We start from the raw sequence: 19211 nt of genomic DNA on the forward strand, positions 1-19211 counted from the left end.
TTACTCCGCCATGGGGATGCGGACGTCGGGGTGGGGGGTCGGGTAGCCGGCGTCGACGTGGCGGATCACGCCCATCGCCGGGTCGTTGGTGAGTACCCGTTCGATCTTCTGGCCGGCCAGCGCGGTGCCGTCGGCGACGCAGACCTGCCCGGCGTGCAGGGACCGGCCGATGCCTACCCCGCCGCCGTGGTGCAGGGAGACCCAGGACGCCCCGCTTGCGGTGTTGACCAGGGCGTTGAGCAGCGGCCAGTCGGCGATCGCGTCGGAGCCGTCGGCCATCGCCTCGGTCTCCCGGTACGGGCTGGCCACGCTGCCGCAGTCCAGGTGGTCGCGGCCGATGACCACCGGTGCGGAGAGTTCACCCGAGGCGACCATCTCGTTGAAGCGCACCCCCGCCCGGTCCCGTTCGCCGTAGCCCAGCCAGCAGATCCGGGCGGGCAGCCCCTGGAACGCGACCCGTTCTCCGGCCAGCCGGATCCACCGGGCCAGGGACTCGTTCTCCGGAAACAACTCCAGCACCGCCCGGTCGGTGGCGGCGATGTCGGCCGGATCCCCGGAGAGCGCCGCCCACCGGAACGGCCCCTTGCCCTCGCAGAACAACGGCCGGATGTACGCCGGCACGAAGCCGGGAAAGTCGAAGGCCCGCTGGTACCCGCCGAGCTGCGCCTCGCCCCGGATCGAGTTGCCGTAGTCGAAGACCTCGGCACCGGCGTCGAGGAAGCCCACCATCGCCTCGACGTGTTTCGCCATCGAGGCCCGCGCCCGGTCGGTGTACCCGGTCGGGTCGGCCGCCGCGAGGTCCCGGGCGTCGGCCAGCTCCACCCCCTCCGGCAGGTACGACAGCGGGTCGTGGGCGCTGGTCTGGTCGGTGACGATGTCGATCTCCACGCCCCGGCGCAGCAGCTCGGGGAAGACGGTGGCCGCGTTGCCGACCACGCCGACGCTGAGCGCCCGGCGGTCCCGTCTCGCGGCCGACGCCCGCGCCACCGCGTCGTCGAGGGAGTCGGCGACCTCGTCGAGGTACCGGTCGCGTACCCGGCGGTCCAGCCGGCTCCGGTCGACGTCGACGATGAGGCAGACGCCGCCGTTCATGGTGACCGCGAGGGGCTGGGCCCCGCCCATCCCGCCGCAGCCGGCGGTCAGCGTCAGCGTGCCGGCCAGCGAGCCGGCCGGCCCGTCTCCGGTCAGCTTCGCGGCTACCGCGGCGAACGTCTCGTAGGTGCCCTGCAGGATGCCCTGGGTGCCGATGTAGATCCACGATCCGGCGGTCATCTGCCCGTACATGGTCAACCCGAGCGACTCCAGCCGGCGGAACTCCGGCCAGGTGGCCCAGTCACCGACCAGGTTGGAGTTGGCCAGCAGCACCCGGGGCGCCCACTCGTGGGTGCGCAGCACGCCCACCGGCCGGCCGGACTGGACCAGCATCGTCTCGTCGTCGCGCAGCCCGGTCAGCGTCCGCACCAGGGCGTGGTAGGACGGCCAGTCCCGGGCCGCCCGCCCGGTGCCGCCGTACACCACCAGGTCGTCGGGGCGTTCGGCCACCTCGGGGTCGAGGTTGTTCATCAGCATCCGCAGCGCGGCCTCCTGCGGCCACCCCCGGGCGGTACGCGTGCTGCCACGCGCGGCGCGGACGGGCTCGGGCATGTCGGGCTCCTCTCAGCTGACGAACAACTGGCGGCGGGCGGCGGAGACCTCGAACGCCTCCAGCCGGCGTTGGGTCTCGGCCGGTGCGGCGTCGCAGAGCGCCTGGAGCAGCACCATGGCCAGGGTCATCGGGGCGGTGTGCAGGTCGAAGACGAGTCCGGTGCCGACCCCGGCGGGCAGCACCAGGTCGGCGTGGTCGGTGGCGGGGCTGACCGGGGAGTCGGTGACCGCCACAATGGTCAGGCCGGCCGACCGGGCCTCGCGCAGCGCCTCGAAGGTCTCCCTGGGGTATCGCGGCAGGACCAGCGCCAGCAGGGCGTTCGCCCCGGCGTCGGCGGCCCGTTCCAGCCGGTCGGTGAGCAGGCTGCCGCCGGTGTCGAGCACCCGCACGTCCGGGTGCACCTTGGCGGCGAAGTAGGCGAAGTACGCCGCCAGCGGCGCGGCGGCCCGCAGGCCCAGCACCGGCAGCGGTCGGCTGGCGGCGAGCAGCCGACCGGCCTCGGCGATCCGGTCGGGGTCGGCGAGTTGGCCGGCGAGCCGGTCCAGGTTGCCGATCTCGGCGCGTACCGCCTGTTGCAGTTGGTTGCCGGTCCCGCCGGGCCGGCCGGTCGGCCCGGCGGTCAGCTCGCGCAACCGGCGACGCAGCGCCGGGTACCCGTCGTGGCCGAGGGCGGTGGCGAACCGGGTCACCGAGGGCTGGCTGACCCCGGCCAGCTCGGCGACCTCGGCGGCCGACAGGTAGCCGACCGACGGGGCGTGCTGGACCAGGCAGTGCGCGATGCGCCGCTGGGTGGGGGTGAGCCGGACCCCCTCGAACAGGCCGAGGACCCGCTCGGTGGTCGCGCTGACGGCTCCGTCATTCATGCCGAGACTCTATGCATGAAAACTTTCACCCGGCAAGTGGTCGGGCCGTCCTGGCATCAACTGGGGGGTGGGTGCGTCAGGTGGACGCGTGCGTGCGGCTCGGGTGTGCCGTCCGTTGTGGCGGCTGGCCAACCGGGGGTCCCGATCAGCTCTCCACCGCGGAGCCCCACTGATGTCTCGTCGCCCCATGCCTGCCGACCCGTCGATCGGTGATCGCATTCGGGCCCGTCGTGAGCTTTGGGGAGGTCTGTGGTCGCCATGGCGACCACAGACCTCCCCAAAGCGGGTATGCGGCTCGTGCGCGGCCATGGTGAGGCCATCTGTCTGCTGCTTGACCTTCGAGAGGGGGTGCCGGCTGGCCCGGGCGGCAGCGGTACGCCCGTGACATCGTCCAGTCGCTTTCCGGGCGGCGGTGACGGGCGATGAGCAAGGCGGTGACCGAACTGGTGTCCCTGGTCGGTGCGTAGTCGCACGCGACGTACCACTTTCCCGTACGACCGCTTTGGGTGGTCTGTCGTGTACCTGTCTTATGGCGGTTGATCGCCTCAACCTGTAGTTGCTGGGCGCGATTGTTTGATGGTGTTGGTGTTCGCCGGCAGTGACGCCCGCACCGGACCCCGACGATCCACCGCAGCCCGGCTGACCGCCGACGGCCTCCGGGCCGACCGCCACGCCGCCGGCCTGCGGCCCGAAGTCATCGACGGCGGGTCTGCGCTCTGTACTATCCGCACGGCGGGGGCGAGCAGGAGGAGTGGGCATGCAGCCGGACGTTCCGTACAGGTTCACCGAGGCGGTGGGGGAGTGTCCGGTCGGCCGGGCCTGGTCCGCAGTGGACCAGCAGGGGCAACCGGTGACCGTGGTGGTGCTGGAGGGTCCGGCGGCGGCCGACCAGGGCTGGCGGGAGGCGTTCGCGAACGCGGCGACCACCCTCGGCCACACGGCCGGCGGCCACCAGTACGTTCGGGCCGACTTCTACGCGGCCCAACCCTGGGTGGCGTACCCGGCGGCGGCCGGCGCCGCGCCGCAGCGGCTCTTCCACAGCCTCGGCATGGACTACCAGCCGGCCACCCGGCCCGGCTCGACCGTCGGACCCGGTTCGACCGTCGGACCCGGTTCGACCGTCGGACCCGGCTCGACCGTCGGACCCGGCTCGACCGTAGGGCCCGGCTCGACCGCCGTGCCGGCCCAGCCGGTCGGCAGCCCGGCCGAGCCCGTCTCCGGCGGGCCCACCCTGGTCGCCGCGCAAACCCAGCCGGTCTCCGGCGCTGCGGTCGCCCAGCAGGTCTCCGGATCACCCCAGCCCGTCTCCGGTGCCGTGCACGCCCAGCCGGTCTCCGCTGCACCGACCCCCGTCTCCGGATCACCCCAGCCGGTCTCCGGCTCGCCCGGGCCCGTGTCCGGGGCAGGTCAACCGGTCTCCGGGGCACCCCAGCCGCCGTGGGCGACGTCGCCCCAGCCGGTCTCAGGTCAGCCGGTCTCGCCGGCCGAGGCCACCGGGATCAGCTCCGCGCCGCCGGACTCGTTCAGCGCGCCGGGGCGGCGGATCGCACCGGTCCCCCCGGCCCCGCCCAGCCGTACCGGTCGGTGGATCGCCGTCGTGGCGCTGGCGGCGGTGCTCGCCGCCGCGGGCGGGGTCCTGGTCGGACGCAGCCTCGACGGTGCCGGCTCCGAGGCCCGGCCGGCCCCGTCGGCGACCGCCCCGGACGCCTTCACGGCGAACCAGCTCGCCATCAACCGGACCAAGTTCGACGGTGACCTCGCGCCGCTGGCCGAGCCGTGGCTGGCCCGGATGGGCGGCTGCGCGGTGGACACCGAGGTCGGCGGCCCCAAGCTGCCGGCGGACGAGCAACGCCACGTCTTCTGCCGGTACGGCGGGCTCTCGCTGCACTTCGGACTCTTCGAGTCGGTCGAGGCCCGGAACGCGGCGCGGGCCTACCGCCAGCAGCTGAACCTGGCCGGTGGCTCGCTGGCCCCGGGCCTGCGCGAGGCCACCCGGACCACCGGCGGGGTCACCGGCGCCGGCGGCAGCTACATCGAGTACGCCTTCAAGGGCGAGGACGAGCGGGCCATCTGTGGCCTGTGGTGGGACCGCGACGAGGGGCTCGGCGCGCTCTACCTGGAGACGCTCTGCGAGGCCGGGCTCGGGGGCAACTGGGACGCCCTGCGGGACCTGTGGCGGCGGACCAGCTGAGCCACGATGACGTCGACCGACCGCGCCACCCCCGCGTCGTCCGCCGAGCCTGCCGGTGCTTCCGCTTCCGCCGAGCGTGCCGGCGGGTCGCCGGCCAACAGCGGCACCCCGCTGCTGGCCGGGCGGCCGGTGGCCCTGGTGCACGAGTGGTTCAGCGCCGCCGGGGGCTCGGAGAACGTCTTCCTCGCCCTCGGTGACCTGCTGCCGCACGCCGACCGGTACGTGCTCTGGGCCGAGCCGGAGGTGCCCCGGGAGCGGCTGCGGCTGCGCGAGTCCTGGTTGGCCCGTACGCCGCTGCGGCGCAGCAAGGCGCTGGCGTTGCCGTTCCTGCCGTTCGCCTGGCATCTCGGCCGGCCCGGCGGCTACGAGGTGGTGCTCTCGTCCAGTCACGCCTTCGGGCACACGGCCCGCTTCGGCCCGCCCGAGCAGACCCGGCACCTCAGCTACGTGCACTCGCCCGCCCGGTACCTGTGGAGCCCCGACTTCGACGGACGGGGCGCGGGCCGGCTGCTCGGCGGGCCCCGGCGGGTGCTGCGGGCGGCGGATGTCCGGTTCAGCCGGCACGTGCACGCCTACGCGGCGAACTCGGTGGAGGTGCGTGACCGGATCCGCCGGTACTGGCGGCGGGACGCGGTGGTCGTCCACCCGCCGGTCGACGTGGACTTCTTCGCCGCCGCGCCGCCGGCGCAGCGCGACCAGCCCCGGGATCACCTGCTCGGGGTGGGTCGGTGGATCCCGTACAAGAACTTCGACCTGATGATCGCGATCGCCGCCGAGGCGGGCCTGCCGCTGGTGCTCGCCGGGGGCGGCCCGGAGGAGGCCCGGTTGCGTCGGCTGGCGGCCACGGTGGACGTACCGGTGACGTTCGAGTCGCGGCCGGACCGGGCGCGGCTGCGGGAGCTGTACTGGGGTGCCCGCGCGTTGCTCTTCCCCGCCCACGAGGATTTCGGCATCATCCCGGTCGAGGCGCAGGCCTGCGGCACGCCGGTGGTCGGGCTGCGCGCCGGGGGCCTGCTGGAGACCGTGGTCGACGGCGAGACGGGTTTCCTGGTGGACTCCCGGGAGCCGGCCCGGCACGCCGCTGCGGTGCGCCGCGTCGGTGACCTCTCCGCCGACCGGGTACGCCGGCACGCCACCGCCTTCGGTGCGGACCGGTTCGCTTCCCGGATGGCCGGCTGGGTGGCCGATGCCTGCCGTTGACACCACCGTCGTCGAGTGCAGCGGCGTCGGCGACGGCGGGATCACCCGGGTCCTCACCGAGATCGTCCGGCACTGGCCCGGCCCGCACCGGCTGCGGGTGGTGGCCGCGCCGCCGGGCTGGTCGGCCCCGGCGACCGGGCCGGGCGTCACGGTGGAGGTGCTCAGCCACCAGGGCGGCGGCCGGGCCCGGACGATCGCGGCGGCCACGGCCGGCCTGCGCGCGGTCACCGGCCGGGCCGACGGGACGACCCGGGTGCTGTCGTTGAGCCCGTCGCTGGCGGTCCGGGGCAGCCGGCTGCCGGTCACCACCGTCCTGCACGACCTGGCGTTCCGGCTCTGGCCGCACGGCCTCTCCGCCCCGGTCCGGCAGTACCGGCGGGTCAGCTACGCCACCGCGATCGGCCGCTCCGCCCGCCTGCTCTGCGTCAGCGCCCGTACCCGGCACGACCTCTTCGGACTGTACGGCGTGCCGGCCGACCGGACGGCCCTCTGGCAGCCCGGCAGCAGCCTCGACCCGCCCACCGGCGGGTTGCCCGCCCCGCTGGCCGCCGCCGACCGGCCGTACCTGGTGGTGGCCGGGCACGCCGCGCACAAGGGCGTGGAGATCGCCGTCGAGGCCCTGCCCGAGCTGCCCGGGTACCTGCTCGCGGTGCTCACCGGCGGGCAGCGGTTCCCGCACCACACCGCCGCCCGGTCCGCCGCCGCCGACCGGGTGGTGCTGCTGGACCGGCTCACCGACGACGGGTACGCCGCCACCCTCGCCGGGGCCGCCGCGCTGCTCATGCCGAGCCACTTTGAGGGGTACGGCCTGCCGGCGGTCGAGGCGCTGCGGCTCGGTACCCCGGTGGTCGTCTCCCCGGACCCGGCGCTGCACGAGGCGACCGGCGGCCGGGCGGCCCGGATGCTCACCTGGACGCCGCAGGCGCTGGTGGCGGCGGTGGCCGAGGCGACCAGCCGGCCCGTGCCCACGGTGGTGGCCGGGAGGACCGGCCCGCTCGCGCCAGCGGTGGTCGAGCCCACCGGCCGGCCCGCGCCGGTGGTCGGACCGGTCGGGCGGAGCTGGGCCGAGGCCACCGCGCACCTGGTCGAGCTGCTCGCCGACGCCGCACCGGCGACCCCGGACGGGAGGTGACGGCGGGTGCGAATCGCCCAGGTGCATGCCGGCTTCGCCGTCGCCGGTGGCGCGGAACGGTACGTCCGTGACCTGTCCCGGACGCTCACCGAGCGGGGCCACCAGGTACGGGTGTTCAGCCGGACCCCCGACCCCCGGTGCCCGCAGGACCACCCGGTCGGCGAACGCCGCTCTGCCCGGCTGGCCCGGCGGCTGCCCCGGCTGGCCAAGGTCTGCACCCACCTGGGCGACCTGGTCGACCCGACCGGCCTCGACCCGGCCGACCTGGGTGACTTCGACCCCGACGTGGTGCACCTGCACAACTGGCAGGGGCTGGGGATCCGGCCGGTGGCCCGGCTGTCGCGAGCCTGGCCGACCTGCCACTCGGTGCACGACCACGCGGTCCTCGACCCCAACAACGCCCTCGGCAACCTCGGCCGCTCCGCCGCCCTGGACGCCCTGCTACGGCTACGGTCCCGCTGGGTGCTGCACCAGCTTCGGCACAGCACCCTGCTGTTCCCCTCGGAACGGACCCGCCGCCGGGTACTGGGCAGCGCACCCGTAGCCCGACCGGCCAACCGGCTGCTGCCGCTGGCCGTGCCGACGCCGGCCGGCCCCCGCGACTGGCCGTCGGGCCGCCGCGACACCTTCCTGTACCTCGGGGCGCTGGACCGGCACAAGGGGGTGGACCTGCTGCTGGACGCCTGGGCGGAGGTCGACGCAGAGGTGGGCGGCACACTCCTGGTCGGCGGGGACGGCCCGCTGCGTGCCGAGGTGCGCCACGCCGCCGACCGGTCGTCCTCGGTGCGGTACCTCGGCTACCTGGACGACGCGGGCAAGCGCGCCGCGTTCCTGGCCGCCGGCTGGCTGATCTTCCCCAGTCAGGGTGCGGAGACCTTCGGCCTGGTCTGCGCGGAGGCGCTGCGGGCCGGACGGCCGGTGCTCGCCAGCGAGGTGGCCCGCCCGCCGATGGCCGGCGACGGCTCGCTGCTGGTCTTCCGGACCCGCGCCGAGCTGGCGGCGCTGCTGCGCCGGGCCGCCCGGATGCCCGACGACGAGTACGCGACGATGGCCGCCTCGGCCGCCGCCGACGGCCGCCACCTCGACTGGGACCGGCACGTCGACGCGGTCCTGGCCGCCTACCGGTCGGCCGGCCCCCTCCCGAGACCGACGAGCCACCCGAGGTGACCCGGCGCATGTCCCCCGATCCCGCCACCCCCGCCAGCGGGCCACCCGCCTCCGAGGCCGCCACCTCCGACCCCGCTGCCGGCGGGCCGCCCGCCGTCCGGCCCGCCGACGGGCCTCCTGCCGTCCCGGCGCAGGTCGGTGCGGCTGCGGTGCGGGCCGGCACGTCCGCGCGGGACCGCAGGGGCCGCGCCACGCTCGTCGCCCTCGGGTACGTGCTGGTCGTGCTCAACGCCCCGCTGGGCCTCTGGATGATCGGCCTGGAAGGGCTGGTCGGTGCCGCCTTCGGTGGCCGGGAGTACGTGCTCAGCGTCTCCGCCACCGCCGTGGTCTGCGTGCTGTTCGCGCTCGCCTGCTGGCACGGCCGGTGGAGCCGCGCCCAGCTCCGGGCGGCCGGGGCGGTGCTGCTGGTGCTGACCGTCTGGAGCCTGATCGGTGTCGCACACCACGGGCTGGCCCAGACCCTGGTCGGGGTCCGGCTCACCCTGGTCCCGTTGCTGCTGCTGGTGGTGCTGACCGCGCTGCGGCGCGACCAGTTGGAGACCGTGCTGACCATGCTGTCCTGGCTGCTGGTGGCGAACGCGGTGGCGGCGGTCGGTGAACTGCTGGTCGGGCCGGCCCGGCTGGTGCGGTGGGGTTTCGAGGAGGACCGGGCGGTCCGCTACATCGGAGACACCTTCCGGGTGCCGGGGCTCACCGAGTTCAACGGTGAGCTGGGCATCCTGGCCGGCGCGTTCCTGCTCGGCTACGTGGCCCTGTGGTTGACCCGCGACGCCCGTCCGACCCGCCGGACCTGGCACGCCGGTGGGGTGGCCGCCGTGCTCTGCCTGGCGTTGAGCACCAGTCGTTCCGGGGCGCTGCTGGTGGTCGCCGGGGTGCTCGGCGCGGTACTGCTGGACCGCTCCGGTGGGGCCGCCGGGCGGCGGCGGGCCCGGCTGGTGGGCCTGGGCGTGGTCGGCTGCGTGGCGGTGGGTTTCGTGGCCGTCGGGGCCACCGGGGCCCGGAGCCTCTTCGAACGCTTCGACGTCTGGGCCGGGCTGCTCGGTGGCGGCGTGCCGCCCTGGGGGCTGGGCGTCGGCGGGGTCGGTGCGGCCACCACGTCCCGGGTGACCAGCAGCGCACAGGTCTTCGTGGACAACCAGTTCGTCAGCGTCGGCCTGCAGTACGGGCTCTGGGCGATGGTCGTGCTGCTCGCCGGGGTCGGCTACGGCCTGCTGCGGCTGCGGCGGCGCTCCGCCACCCGTACCGGAACGGTGGTGCACCTGGCGGTGCTGGCCGGGTTGGCCGCCGCGGCGATGGTGATCGAGGCGTGGGAGTACCCGGGCGCGATGCTGTGCCTGGCCGGGTTCGTGGCGTACGGGCTGCGCCTGGACGGCCCGGTGCCCGGCGGACCGGTCCGGCCGAGCCTGACCCGCTGGCCGGGGCTGGACCGGCCGGTGGCCCCCGGCGAGCGACGGGACTGACCGGTGCGCCCGCTGGTCGCCGTCGCGGCGCGGTTGCAGGGCTCGCAGGTGTCGGTGCAGGCGCTCACCCGACTGGGCAGCGTCTACGTCTTCCTGCTGGCGTCCTGGGCGGACAGCGGCCGGCTGGCGGTGGTGGCCCTGCAGGGCGCGCTGCTGGCCATCCCGTACACGCTGATGGAGGCCCTGCTGGGCCGCCCCCTCTCGGCCGGCCTGGTGCCTGGCGGCTGGCAGCTGCGCAGCTGGGCGTGGCGGGTAACCGCCGCGGTGTTCGCGCCGGTGGCCGTGGTGGGTTACCTCTGCGCCACGGTGGCACTCCCGCAGACCGGCCCGGTCGACCGGCTGGTGCTGCTCGTTCCGGTGCTGCTGCAGCTGCCGTTGGAGGCGCTGTTCTGGGTCACCACCCGGACCGGAGGCGTCCGGTGGGCCAACCTGATTCCGCAGGCCACCGCCGTCGGCACCCTGCTCGCCGGGGTCGTCTTCGTCGTGCTCGACCTGCGGCTCGACGTGGTCGCGGTGCCGGCCCAGCTCGCCGTGCTGGGCTGGGTGTTGCTGCGCCGGCCGGCGGTCGTACCCGGGCAGGTGCGGCCGCCGGTGGCGCGGGCGCTGCGGCTCGGTGCGGTCTACTGCGTGGCGGCGGCGGTCGACCTGGCCTACACGGTGAGCCTGCCGGCGGTGGCCGGCGCGGTGGTCGGGCCCGCCGCCCTGGTCGTGCTGCGCGGCCTGGACCTGCTCTTCGGGCCGTTCCACGTGGCGCTCTCGGCCAGCGTCCGTCAGGACGTGGTGGCCGGCCGGGCCGCCCGCTGGCGGACCGGGGCCCGGGCGTTGACCATGGTGAGCCTGGCCGGCGTCGGCGTGGTGGTGCTCGCCAGCGGCTCCCTGCGGGCGGTGGTCGCCGACGAGTTGGCCACCGTCGCGGTCGGCGTACTCGCCCTGTACTGCGCCTACAAGGCGCTGCTGGCCGGGGCGACCTGGCTCTCCACCCGGCACATGATCTGGGCGCCGCCACGGCGGTACCTGGTCTCGGCCGTCGGCTCCCGGGTGATCGCCTTCGGGGGTCTGGCCTGCTCCGTCGCCTGGGTCGACGGCCTCGCCGGCCTGGTCGGTCAACTGCTGGTGGCCGAGGCGCTGGTGGTCTGCTGGTTCCTGGCCCGGATCAGGGCTCGGCCGCCAGCACCTGCACCGCGCCGTTGGGGAAGACCGCGCAGAGCTGCGTCCGACCGTCGACCTGCCGGGCCACCACCCGCACCGCGCCCGGCTGCGGGAGACCGGGATCGGCCTGCGCCCGCAGGTCGAACGCCGGGCGGACCACCAGGTTCTTCTCCGGGTGACCCAGGCCCTGGGTGATCTCGACGAGCGTGGTCGCCGCCGGCTCGCCGATCCAACCCCGACCGGTGCCGGGCACCCGCCCGCCCTCGGCGTCCAGGGCACCGGGCTGGGAGAGGCTGACCCGGACACTGGACAGTCCCCGGTCCGCACCGAAGTCGACGGCCGCCGTGCCGCAGTTGACCACCTTGCTGTCGATCAGGCAGCCCGAGGGCTCCTGCGGGTCCACCCCGGGCACGAACTGGAAGCCGATCTCCGGGTGCGGGTCGTGGTGGTTGTAGCCGAGCACCAGCCCGCCGATCCAGCGCACGTCGTTGCGGGAGATCCGGACGCCGACCCCGCCGTTGAGGTCGGCGTAGCAGTTGGAGCAGCTGATGCCGGCGGCGGCCAGGTCGAACGAGACGTTCTGCCGGATGCCCCAGGCGTGACAGTTGACCATCGAGGTGCCCTGCGCGTCACCGGCCAGGCGGAACCCGCTCGCGCCGTTGTCGAAGGTCAGGCAGTTGATGAACATCGAGTCGTGCGGGCCCAGGAAGTTGATCCCGTGGCCGTCGTTGCCGTGGGTGCGTACCGCCGAGAACCGGGACTCCATCTGGTGCGAGGGGGCCGGCAGCGCGCCGGCCGGCCCCCACTCGCTGACGATCCCGTCGGTACGGCAGTTGAAGACGATCACCTCGGACAGCTCGTAGCCGTACCCGTAGACCCGCAACCCGTACCCGGCGGTGGGATTCTGCGCCTTGTTGCCGTCCAGGGCCAGGTCCCGGAGGCTGAACAGGGTGGTCCCGGCGTCGCTGCGGGTGCCGGCGAGCCGGTCGTAGCCGGCGGACTCGATGATCGCGGTGTTCGCGCCGGGGCGCAGCCGCAGCGTCGTGGCGTCCCCACCCGAGCCGCGCAGGTGCACCCGGGACGGCAACACGACCCGCCCGGTCAGGTACGTCCCCGGCGGGAGGAACACGATGCCGCCGGTCCGGCCGGCGGCGTCGAAGGCCCGCTGCAGCGCGGCGGTGTCGTCCTCGCGCCCGTCGCCGACGGCACCGTGCGCCCGGACGTCCACCACGCCGCCGGAGTCCCCGGTGGACCAGGCGCCGGCCACCCCGGTGCCCAGCCCGGCCGCTACCGTGCCGCCGCGTAGCAACGCGCTGCGCCGGCTGAGGCCCGGCGTCGGCGCGGGATCACCCGGGCTGCCCTGGGCCATCGCGGCGCTCCCGTCGTCCGGTTCCGGCCGGCCACTCAGTGTCGGCCACCACGGAACACCTGTGCCACCGTACGCAGAACCACCTTCGCGTCCAGCCACAGTGACCAGTTCTCGATGTAGTAGTTGTCGAAGCGGGCCCGGTCGGAGATCGGGGTGTCCCCGCGCAGGCCGCTGACCTGGGCCAGCCCGGTGAGCCCGACCGGGACCCGGTGCCGCATCGCGTACTGCGGGTACTCGGCGGAGAACTTCGCCACGAAGTACGGCCGCTCGGGCCGCGGCCCGACCACGCTCATCTCGCCCCGCAGGATGTTCCAGAGCTGAGGCAACTCGTCCAGGGAGGTCCGGCGCAGGAACCGGCCGACCGGGCCGATCCGCCGGTCGTGTGCGATCGACCAGTTGGTCCGCGACTCGTGTTCGTCGACCGGTCGCATGGTGCGGAACTTGACCACCCGGAACAGCCGACCGTGCCGGCCCACCCGCTCCTGCCGGAAGAAGACCCCGCTCCGGTCCTCCAGCAGGGTGGCCACCGCGCAGAACAGCAGCACCGGGCTCAGCACCACCAGCGCCACCAGGGCGAGCACCACGTCCGAGGCCCGCTTGACCGCCCACTTGGGCCCGGTGAAGGTGGTACCCCTGATCTTGACGATCGGGATCGCGCCGATGTGGTCCGGGTTGCCGTCGTGGGTCCGTGACCCCCAGAGCCGGGGCACCGCCCACAGGTCGCAGCCGGCGCTGGCCGGGCGGCGCAGCAGCTCCATCAGCACCGGCTCCGGGCAGGCCGGGTCGGCGATGATCAGCACCTCGCACTCGACCGCGCCGATCAGCTGCTCCAGCTCCTCCAGGCTACCGATCACCGCCGTCCGCCCCGCCCCGGCGGCTGCGGTCGTTGCGGCTGTGGTCGTCCCGGCGGCTGTGGTCACGCCGCCGGCCGTGGTCGTCCCGGCGGCTGCGGTCGTTGCGCCGGCGGTCGGGGGTGCGTCCACGCAGCCGACGAAGCGCAGGCCGTACTGGGGGTAGCGGCGCAACAGCCGGGCCAGCTCGCTGCCGACCGGACCCCCGCCGATGACCAGGGCGTTGTGCTCGACCCAGCGCCTCCGCCGGGCCTGCACGATGAGGCTGCGGGTGCCGGCCCGCACGACCACGAGCAGACCGGCGGCGAGCGCCAGCGCGGGCAGGAAGGCGGTGGGGTGGCCGGCCGGCGCGGGCCGCGCCGCGACCAGGGCGGCCACCAGCGCGCCGCAGGCCGACAGCCGCCCCACCAGACCGGGCAGCTCGTCCAGGATGCTCACGTGCCGTCGGTGCCGGTAGAACCCGCCGACGGCGAGGACGGCCATCGTCAGCGCGGCCATCAGCAGCGTGGCGGTCCAGAACCGGGTGGTCAGCAGCAGCGGCGCGAGCAACGCGGCGAGATCCCCGGTCACCGTGACCATCCAGGCCCGCAACCCGCGGGTACGCCGGGACGCCCGCGATCCGACGTACGGCAGAACGGCAGTGGTGTCCAGCCCGGCGCGCGGCACGGGCACCGGGCCACGGGACCCGGCGTCGGCCGGTGGACCGTTCCGACTCATCGTCGGCTGGCTGGACATTGTGCGCGTGACCTCCCCGTCACGGCCGTGGCTGCCACCTTACGGCCGATCGCAGGATACGACTGGTCACGCACCGTCGCCAGGGCCGAACGGATGGAAATTGCCCTATGTGCCGGAGTCCACGATGTCCGGCACCGAGTCCCGGCGTACCGCGTCGAACAACGACCGGGCCGCCGGGGTGTCGGCGAAGACGACGCTCTCGTTGCCTACCTGGCCGGTGCCCTTGACCGGGCAGGTGTAGAAGCCCAGGTTGCCGCCGCGCAGGTGCCGGTTCTCCATGGCCAGGTCCACCAGGGACAGCGACCGGTCGACCGCGACGGCGTTCGTGGTCGCCTTGACGAAGGCGTTCAACCTGGCCGGGTTGGTCAACACCCCACCGGAGACGGCCTTGTCCAGGATGGCCTTGATGACCTGCTGCTGGTGCCGGATGCGGGCGAAGTCACCGTCGGGGAAGGCGTACCGCTCCCGCGCGTAGTCCAGCGCCGCCGCGCCGTCGAGGGTCTGCCGGCCCTGCCGGAAGGTGCGGCGGCTGTCCGGATTGAGGGAGTGGGTCGAGGTGAACCCCCGCTCGATGTCGATCTCGATGCCGTCCAGCGCGTCGACGATCTCCTTGAAGCCGGCGAAGTCGACCATGACCACGTGGTCCATCCGTACCCCGGTGAACTTCTCCACGGTGCGCACCATCAGCGGCAGGCCGCCCCAGGCGTACGCGGCATTGATCTTGGCATCCCGACCGCCGTGCCGCCCGTCGGCGGACCTCGGCACCGCGACCCAGGTGTCCCGGGGTATCGAGATCAACTGGGCGCTGGAGCGGTCCTTCGGCAGGTGGGCCAGGATGATGGTGTCCGCCCGGGAACCCGAGGTCTGCTCCGGATCCCGGGTGTCGCTGCCGAGGATCATCAGGTTCATCGCGTCCTTGACCACCACCTCGGGACGCTCCTGCTCGGGCACCCCGGTGAACGCGTCGACCCGCTCGATGTCCGACTCGACCGACCGGTAGTAGAGCCCGCCGGCCAGCGCGCCACCGCCGCCGACCAGCACGAGCACCATCAGGCAGACGAGCAGGACACGCCGCCACCGACGCCGTCGGGGCGGGGGTGGGGCCGGTGCCACCGGTTCGACCGCCGGCGGCTGCTGGGGAGCGGACACGCGGGCATGTTACCGACTCACATTCCTGCCCGGGTGCCCGTCGCGGACGCCTGGTGTTCATCGGCCGGCCTCCCCGAGGCCTGTTGTTCATCGATCGGCCTCCCCGAGGCCTGTTGTTCATCGGCCGGCCGCCCGGACGGCGGTGAATCCTGGTACAACCCTCGGGTGGATGTCACGAAGCTCCGCCGGGCCGTCGCCCGGACCCGGCTCGCGCCGGTCGCCGCCTTTCCGAAACGGCTGGCCCGGGTCGCCCGGCACGACGCGAAACTGCTGCGGACCTCGGCACGCTGGCTGGTCACCTCGCGGGAGCACCACAACTACACCTACGAGCTGACCAGGTTGAGCCGCCAGCATCTCGCCTGGTTCGTCAGCGTGGTCTGCGACGTACCGGTCAAGCAGGTCCGCGCCTGGTTCCAGGAGATCGAGTCCGACGACGCGCTGCGGCGGCACATCGAGCAGGCCACCGCGGGCGCGCAGCGGCGCGGGCTGGCCGACCGGGAGGTCCGCTACGCCCGCCGGATCGGCTGGTACGCCATCGTCCGCGCCACCCGCCCCGCGCTGGTCGTCGAGACCGGCGTCGACAAGGGGCTGGGTAGTTGCGTGCTCGCCGCCGCGCTGCTGCGCAACGCCGCCGAGGGCCACCCGGGCCGGCTCGCCTCACTGGACATCAACCCGGAGGCCGGCTACCTGGCCCGTACCGCGCCCTGGTCGGAGGTGGTGGATCTGGTGGTCGGCGACTCCATCGCCTCGATCGAGGCCCTCGACCGTCCGGTCGACCTCTTCCTGCACGACAGCGACCACAGCCGGGCGCACGAGAAGCGGGAGTTCGACACCGTCGAGGCCAGGATGGCCCCGGGTGGCCTGCTGCTCACCGACAACGTCACGCACACCAACGTCCTGGCCGACCACGCCGAACGCACCGGCCGCCGGTTCCTGGCCTACCGGGAGACCCCGGCCCGGCACTGGTACCCGGGCGACGGCATCGGCGTGGCCTGGTGAGATGTGCTCCGGGGCGTCCCTTAACTGTGCCTTAGCTGACTTGGCCGCAACCGGCCGTTACGGCAACATCGGGCGGTGTGACCGATCCCAGTGCGCACACCCAGCCTGACCAGCCCACCGGCCCCGGCCGGCGGCGTGCCCGGCGACCGGGACCGGGCCGGTGGCTGCTGGCGGTTCCGGTCGTCGGCGTGGCCACGGTGCTGGGACTGACCCTGCTGCTGCGCGCCGGCACCACGCCCGCCTGCGCCGCCGTGGTTCCCGCCCGGGCCGGCGCGGTGGCTTTGGCGCCGGGCGCGGCACCGGCGGCGGTGGCGCTCGCACCGGGGCTGGCCGCGCCGCCGGTCGGTGGGGCGGTCCGGCAGGGCAAGGCGACGTTCTACGACGTCAAGGGCGGCGGCGGGAACTGCTCCTTCGTCGCCCCGCCGACGAACAAGCGGTACGTCGCCCTCGGCCAGAGCGAGTACGCCGACGCCGCCGCCTGCGGCGGCTACCTGGACGTGACCGGCCCGAAGGGCTCGGTCCGGGTGGTCGTCATGGACCAGTGCCCGGAGTGCGCGGCCGGGCACATCGACCTCTCCGCCGAGGCGTTCGCCGAGATCGCCGACCCGGTCCAGGGCATCGTGCCGGTCAGCTACCGCGCGGTGGTGAACCCGCCGCTGTCCGGCCCGCTGACCTTCCGGCTGAAGGAGGGCTCGTCGCAGTACTGGTTCGCCGTCACCGTCGGCTCGCACGGCAACCCGCTGCGTTCGGTCGAGGTCCGGCAGGGCAGCTCGGGAGCCTGGCGGCCGGCGGCCCGGCAGAACTACAACTACTGGTTGATCGACTCCGGTGCCGGCCCCGGCCCGTACTCGATCCGGGTCACCGACGTCTACGACAACCGGGCGATCGCCACCGGCATCCGGATGCTGCCGGAACAGGTCCAACGCAGCGACGTACGGATGTACGGCGGGTCCGCCGCCGCGCCGCGTACCGCCCGGTCGGCCACCCCGTCGGCCACCCCGTCCCGGTCGGCTCCGCCCAGCCCGTCGGCCACTCCGACCCCCAGCCCGTCGGTCAGCCCCCCGGGCAGCCCGACGGCGTCGCCCAGCCCGTCGGCCACCGAGGCGGGGGAGACCGACGCCGGTGGCGCGGCTGCCGGCACCGGCGAGTCAGGACCGGCCGGCTGCCGGGACTGACCAGCACGCGGCTGGCATTCACTTACCGGCGTGCGGGCCTTCTTCGCTGACCCAGCCGGCGGCCTGCGTTCGCCTGTCGGCGGCCTGCGTTCGCTGGGCGGCGGCCTGCGTTCGCTGGCCGGGCGGCGGCCTGCGTGAGTCCGGTCGCGGCGGTGTGAGCGGGGAACCCTTCTCTACCAGATGCGTTAACAGGGGGCCCTTCCTTACTGCAGGGGGAGCCACATGAGGAGTTCGTCGCGGTCGTCGCCGGGGGCGAGGCGTAGCGCGCCGGGTAGGCGGCCCACCTCGCGGTAGCCGAGGCGACGGTAGAACGCGTCCAGGCCCTGGCCGTCGCGGACCGTCACGTGCAACGCCGACCAGCCCAGCTGCCGGGCGAGTCGTTCGGCCTCGCGCATCAGCGCGAGGCCGTACCCCCGGCCCTGGGCGTCCGGGTGGACCATGACCCGCTTGAGCACGCACCAGTGGGTCTTCAGGTGGAACCGGTTGTCGCTGAAGATCAGCGCGGCGACCGGTCGCCCGTCGGCGTCGTAGCCGATCAGCAGCCGGTCGGGGCCCTCGGCGACGGCCGCGAGGGCCGGGTCGGCCAGGGTGCGGACCTCGGCGGCGGTGACCGGGGGGACGAAGCCCACCGCGCCGCCGGCGTTGCTCACCTCCACCCACAGGGTGACGAGCTGGTCGCGCAGTTGCGGGGTGAGGTCCGGGTCGAGGGTGAAGCGTAGGGTCACCCCGCCATCCTGGCCGGCCCGGCCGGTGGCCCGCCCGGCATCGTGACGCGGACGACAGCCGCCGACCGGTCGCCCGCGGTCGCGCAACCACCCACGGACGGAATTGTCGCCGATTGTTTGTGCCCGAGCTGCGAGCACACGCCTCTCGGTACCTATGGTTCCGTTTGTGCCGAACGGGACAGCTGATCATGTCGGTCTTCCGACATTCAGGTGAAATTGCCGGGAGCGTCGTGGGCGGGACCGCTGCGGGGCGGTCGAAAACCCAGGTCAAAAGGCTTCTCCGGGCATTGGTGATCCGCTTTCCGGGCATTGTGATCAAAGGAGTGCGTCAATATGCTGGGCGAGCCCGAAAGGAAAACCGGAGAATCGGAGGACCGATTGAAATCCAATCTGCGCTGGGCGGTCACCGCTGGATTGTCGGTGGCCATGTTCGTCAGTGCCGCGCCGGCTGCCAACGCGAATCCCGCGACCGCCGCCGGAAAGGGAAACGTCTCGTCCGTCGCCCGCACCGGTGACGGTCGCGCGATCACCAACGACCGGATCGCCAAGGAGGTCGCCGACTACTGGACGCCGGAGCGGATGGCGTCGGCCGTCGACGTGACCTACGCGAAGTCCGCGGCGGCCGCCGACGCGCCGAGCCGTGCCTCGAAGCCCACCGGGCCGGCCGGCGCGATCGCGCCGATGGCACCGCGCGTCGCCGTCACCGACGACTTCCGGACCATGCTCAACGAGTCGCTGGCGGTCGGCAAGGTCTTCTTCACCACGCCCACCGGCGGCTCGGCTTCCTGCTCGGCCAGCACGGTGGCCAGCGGCAAGCGGCGACTGGTGATGACCGCCGGGCACTGCGTGCACCAGGGCGCCGGCGGCCAGTGGTACAGCAACTGGCAGTTCGTCCCCCGCTACCGCACCGGCGCGCGACCGTTCGGCACCTTCGTCGCGCAGAGCCTCAACACCCGGACCGCGTGGATCAACAGCAGCAGTTACGCCGAGGACATGGGCATCGCCATCATGTACAACGGCGGCTCCTACGGACTCAAGGTCGGTGAGACGGTCGGTGGTCACGGCCTGCGCTGGAACTGGGGCTACAGCGTCTCGGTGACCGCGCTCGGATACCCGTCCAACCTCGGCGGTGGCGAGAGCCAGTACTACTGCCAGAGCACCACCTGGAATGCCGGCGGTCAGCAGATCCGGATGTACTGCAACATGACGTACGGATCCAGCGGTGGACCCTGGTTGCAGGAATACAACGACGCCACCGGATACGGATACATCAACAGCGTGGTGAGTCACGGCGACAACCCGGGTAACGGGCAATTCGACGGCCCCTATTTCGACGACGACATCAAGAGCCTCTACGACTTCGCCGAGGGTCTTTCCCCGGCGTAGTGCCCCACGGTCGGA

14 protein-coding genes are annotated in these 19211 nt (G+C 73.8%); 8 read left to right on the top strand and 6 right to left on the bottom strand.

The window, feature by feature from the left end:
• Both hutU and GA0070617_RS07230 read right to left on the bottom strand, forming a co-directional pair.
• Positions 1–1644 (bottom strand): urocanate hydratase, encoded by a 1644-nt coding sequence (gene hutU / locus GA0070617_RS07225; protein WP_091435141.1) that lies wholly within the window; start codon positions 1642–1644, stop codon positions 1–3.
• Positions 1645–1656: 12 nt separating this feature from the next.
• A complete protein-coding gene (locus GA0070617_RS07230) occupies positions 1657–2508 on the bottom strand; it encodes a MurR/RpiR family transcriptional regulator (protein WP_091435143.1) in 852 nt (283 codons plus the stop codon).
• Between the two features lie 757 nt (positions 2509–3265).
• On the opposite strand from GA0070617_RS07230, the gene GA0070617_RS07235 reads away from it, so the two are divergent.
• Genes GA0070617_RS07235 through GA0070617_RS30435 form a run of 5 tightly spaced genes read left to right on the top strand, consistent with a single transcriptional unit; the run spans position 3266 to position 9658 of the window.
• The gene (locus GA0070617_RS07235; protein ID WP_091435145.1) at positions 3266–4699 is read left to right on the top strand and encodes a hypothetical protein; all 1434 of its coding nucleotides are present in this window, start codon (positions 3266–3268) and stop codon (positions 4697–4699) included.
• Between the two features lie 6 nt (positions 4700–4705).
• Positions 4706–5899, top strand: a complete 1194-nt coding sequence (locus GA0070617_RS07240; RefSeq protein ID WP_091435148.1) for a glycosyltransferase — start codon at positions 4706–4708, stop codon at positions 5897–5899.
• Positions 5886–7031, top strand: a complete 1146-nt coding sequence (locus tag GA0070617_RS07245) for a glycosyltransferase (RefSeq protein WP_091435150.1) — start codon at positions 5886–5888, stop codon at positions 7029–7031. The genes GA0070617_RS07240 and GA0070617_RS07245 overlap by 14 nt, the downstream gene beginning before the upstream one ends.
• Positions 7032–7037: 6 nt before the next feature.
• Positions 7038–8198 carry a glycosyltransferase family 4 protein gene (locus GA0070617_RS07250; RefSeq protein WP_091435152.1) on the top strand — a complete coding sequence of 387 codons (1161 nt, stop codon included), beginning with the start codon at positions 7038–7040 and terminating at the stop codon, positions 8196–8198.
• An 8-nt stretch (positions 8199–8206) separates the two neighbouring features.
• Complete coding sequence (locus tag GA0070617_RS30435; protein ID WP_175440460.1) at positions 8207–9658, top strand: hypothetical protein; 1452 nt, start codon at positions 8207–8209, stop codon at positions 9656–9658.
• Between the two features lie 1153 nt (positions 9659–10811).
• Here GA0070617_RS30435 and GA0070617_RS07265 read toward each other — a convergent pair.
• The 3 genes from GA0070617_RS07265 to GA0070617_RS07275 form a co-directional block, all read right to left on the bottom strand.
• Entirely contained in the window at positions 10812–12176 is a 1365-nt protein-coding gene (locus tag GA0070617_RS07265) for a glycosyl hydrolase family 28-related protein (RefSeq protein ID WP_091435157.1), read from the bottom strand.
• 35 nt (positions 12177–12211) lie between these two features.
• Positions 12212–13744 carry a sugar transferase gene (locus GA0070617_RS07270; protein ID WP_244891677.1) on the bottom strand — a complete coding sequence of 511 codons (1533 nt, stop codon included), beginning with the start codon at positions 13742–13744 and terminating at the stop codon, positions 12212–12214.
• Positions 13745–13867: 123 nt separating this feature from the next.
• Complete coding sequence (locus tag GA0070617_RS07275) at positions 13868–14911, bottom strand: LCP family protein (RefSeq protein WP_444980273.1); 1044 nt, start codon at positions 14909–14911, stop codon at positions 13868–13870.
• Positions 14912–15076: 165 nt separating this feature from the next.
• On the opposite strand from GA0070617_RS07275, the gene GA0070617_RS07280 reads away from it, so the two are divergent.
• Both GA0070617_RS07280 and GA0070617_RS07285 read left to right on the top strand, forming a co-directional pair.
• Positions 15077–15910: a class I SAM-dependent methyltransferase gene (locus GA0070617_RS07280; RefSeq protein ID WP_091435164.1), complete on the top strand. Its 834-nt coding sequence runs from the start codon at positions 15077–15079 to the stop codon at positions 15908–15910.
• Positions 15911–15987: 77 nt separating this feature from the next.
• Positions 15988–17085 carry an expansin EXLX1 family cellulose-binding protein gene (locus tag GA0070617_RS07285; RefSeq protein ID WP_091435166.1) on the top strand — a complete coding sequence of 366 codons (1098 nt, stop codon included), beginning with the start codon at positions 15988–15990 and terminating at the stop codon, positions 17083–17085.
• Between the two features lie 203 nt (positions 17086–17288).
• On the opposite strand, the gene GA0070617_RS07290 is transcribed toward GA0070617_RS07285, so the two are convergent.
• A complete protein-coding gene (locus tag GA0070617_RS07290; RefSeq protein ID WP_091435168.1) occupies positions 17289–17810 on the bottom strand; it encodes a GNAT family N-acetyltransferase in 522 nt (173 codons plus the stop codon).
• 333 nt (positions 17811–18143) lie between these two features.
• On the opposite strand from GA0070617_RS07290, the gene GA0070617_RS07295 reads away from it, so the two are divergent.
• On the top strand, positions 18144–19196 hold the full coding sequence (locus GA0070617_RS07295; protein WP_091435170.1) for a trypsin-like serine peptidase: 1053 nt from the start codon (positions 18144–18146) through the stop codon (positions 19194–19196).
• The last annotated feature ends 15 nt before the right edge of the window (positions 19197–19211 follow it).

It is taken from the genome of Micromonospora yangpuensis, from assembly GCF_900091615.1.
Classification (GTDB): Bacteria; Actinomycetota; Actinomycetes; order Mycobacteriales; family Micromonosporaceae; genus Micromonospora; species Micromonospora yangpuensis.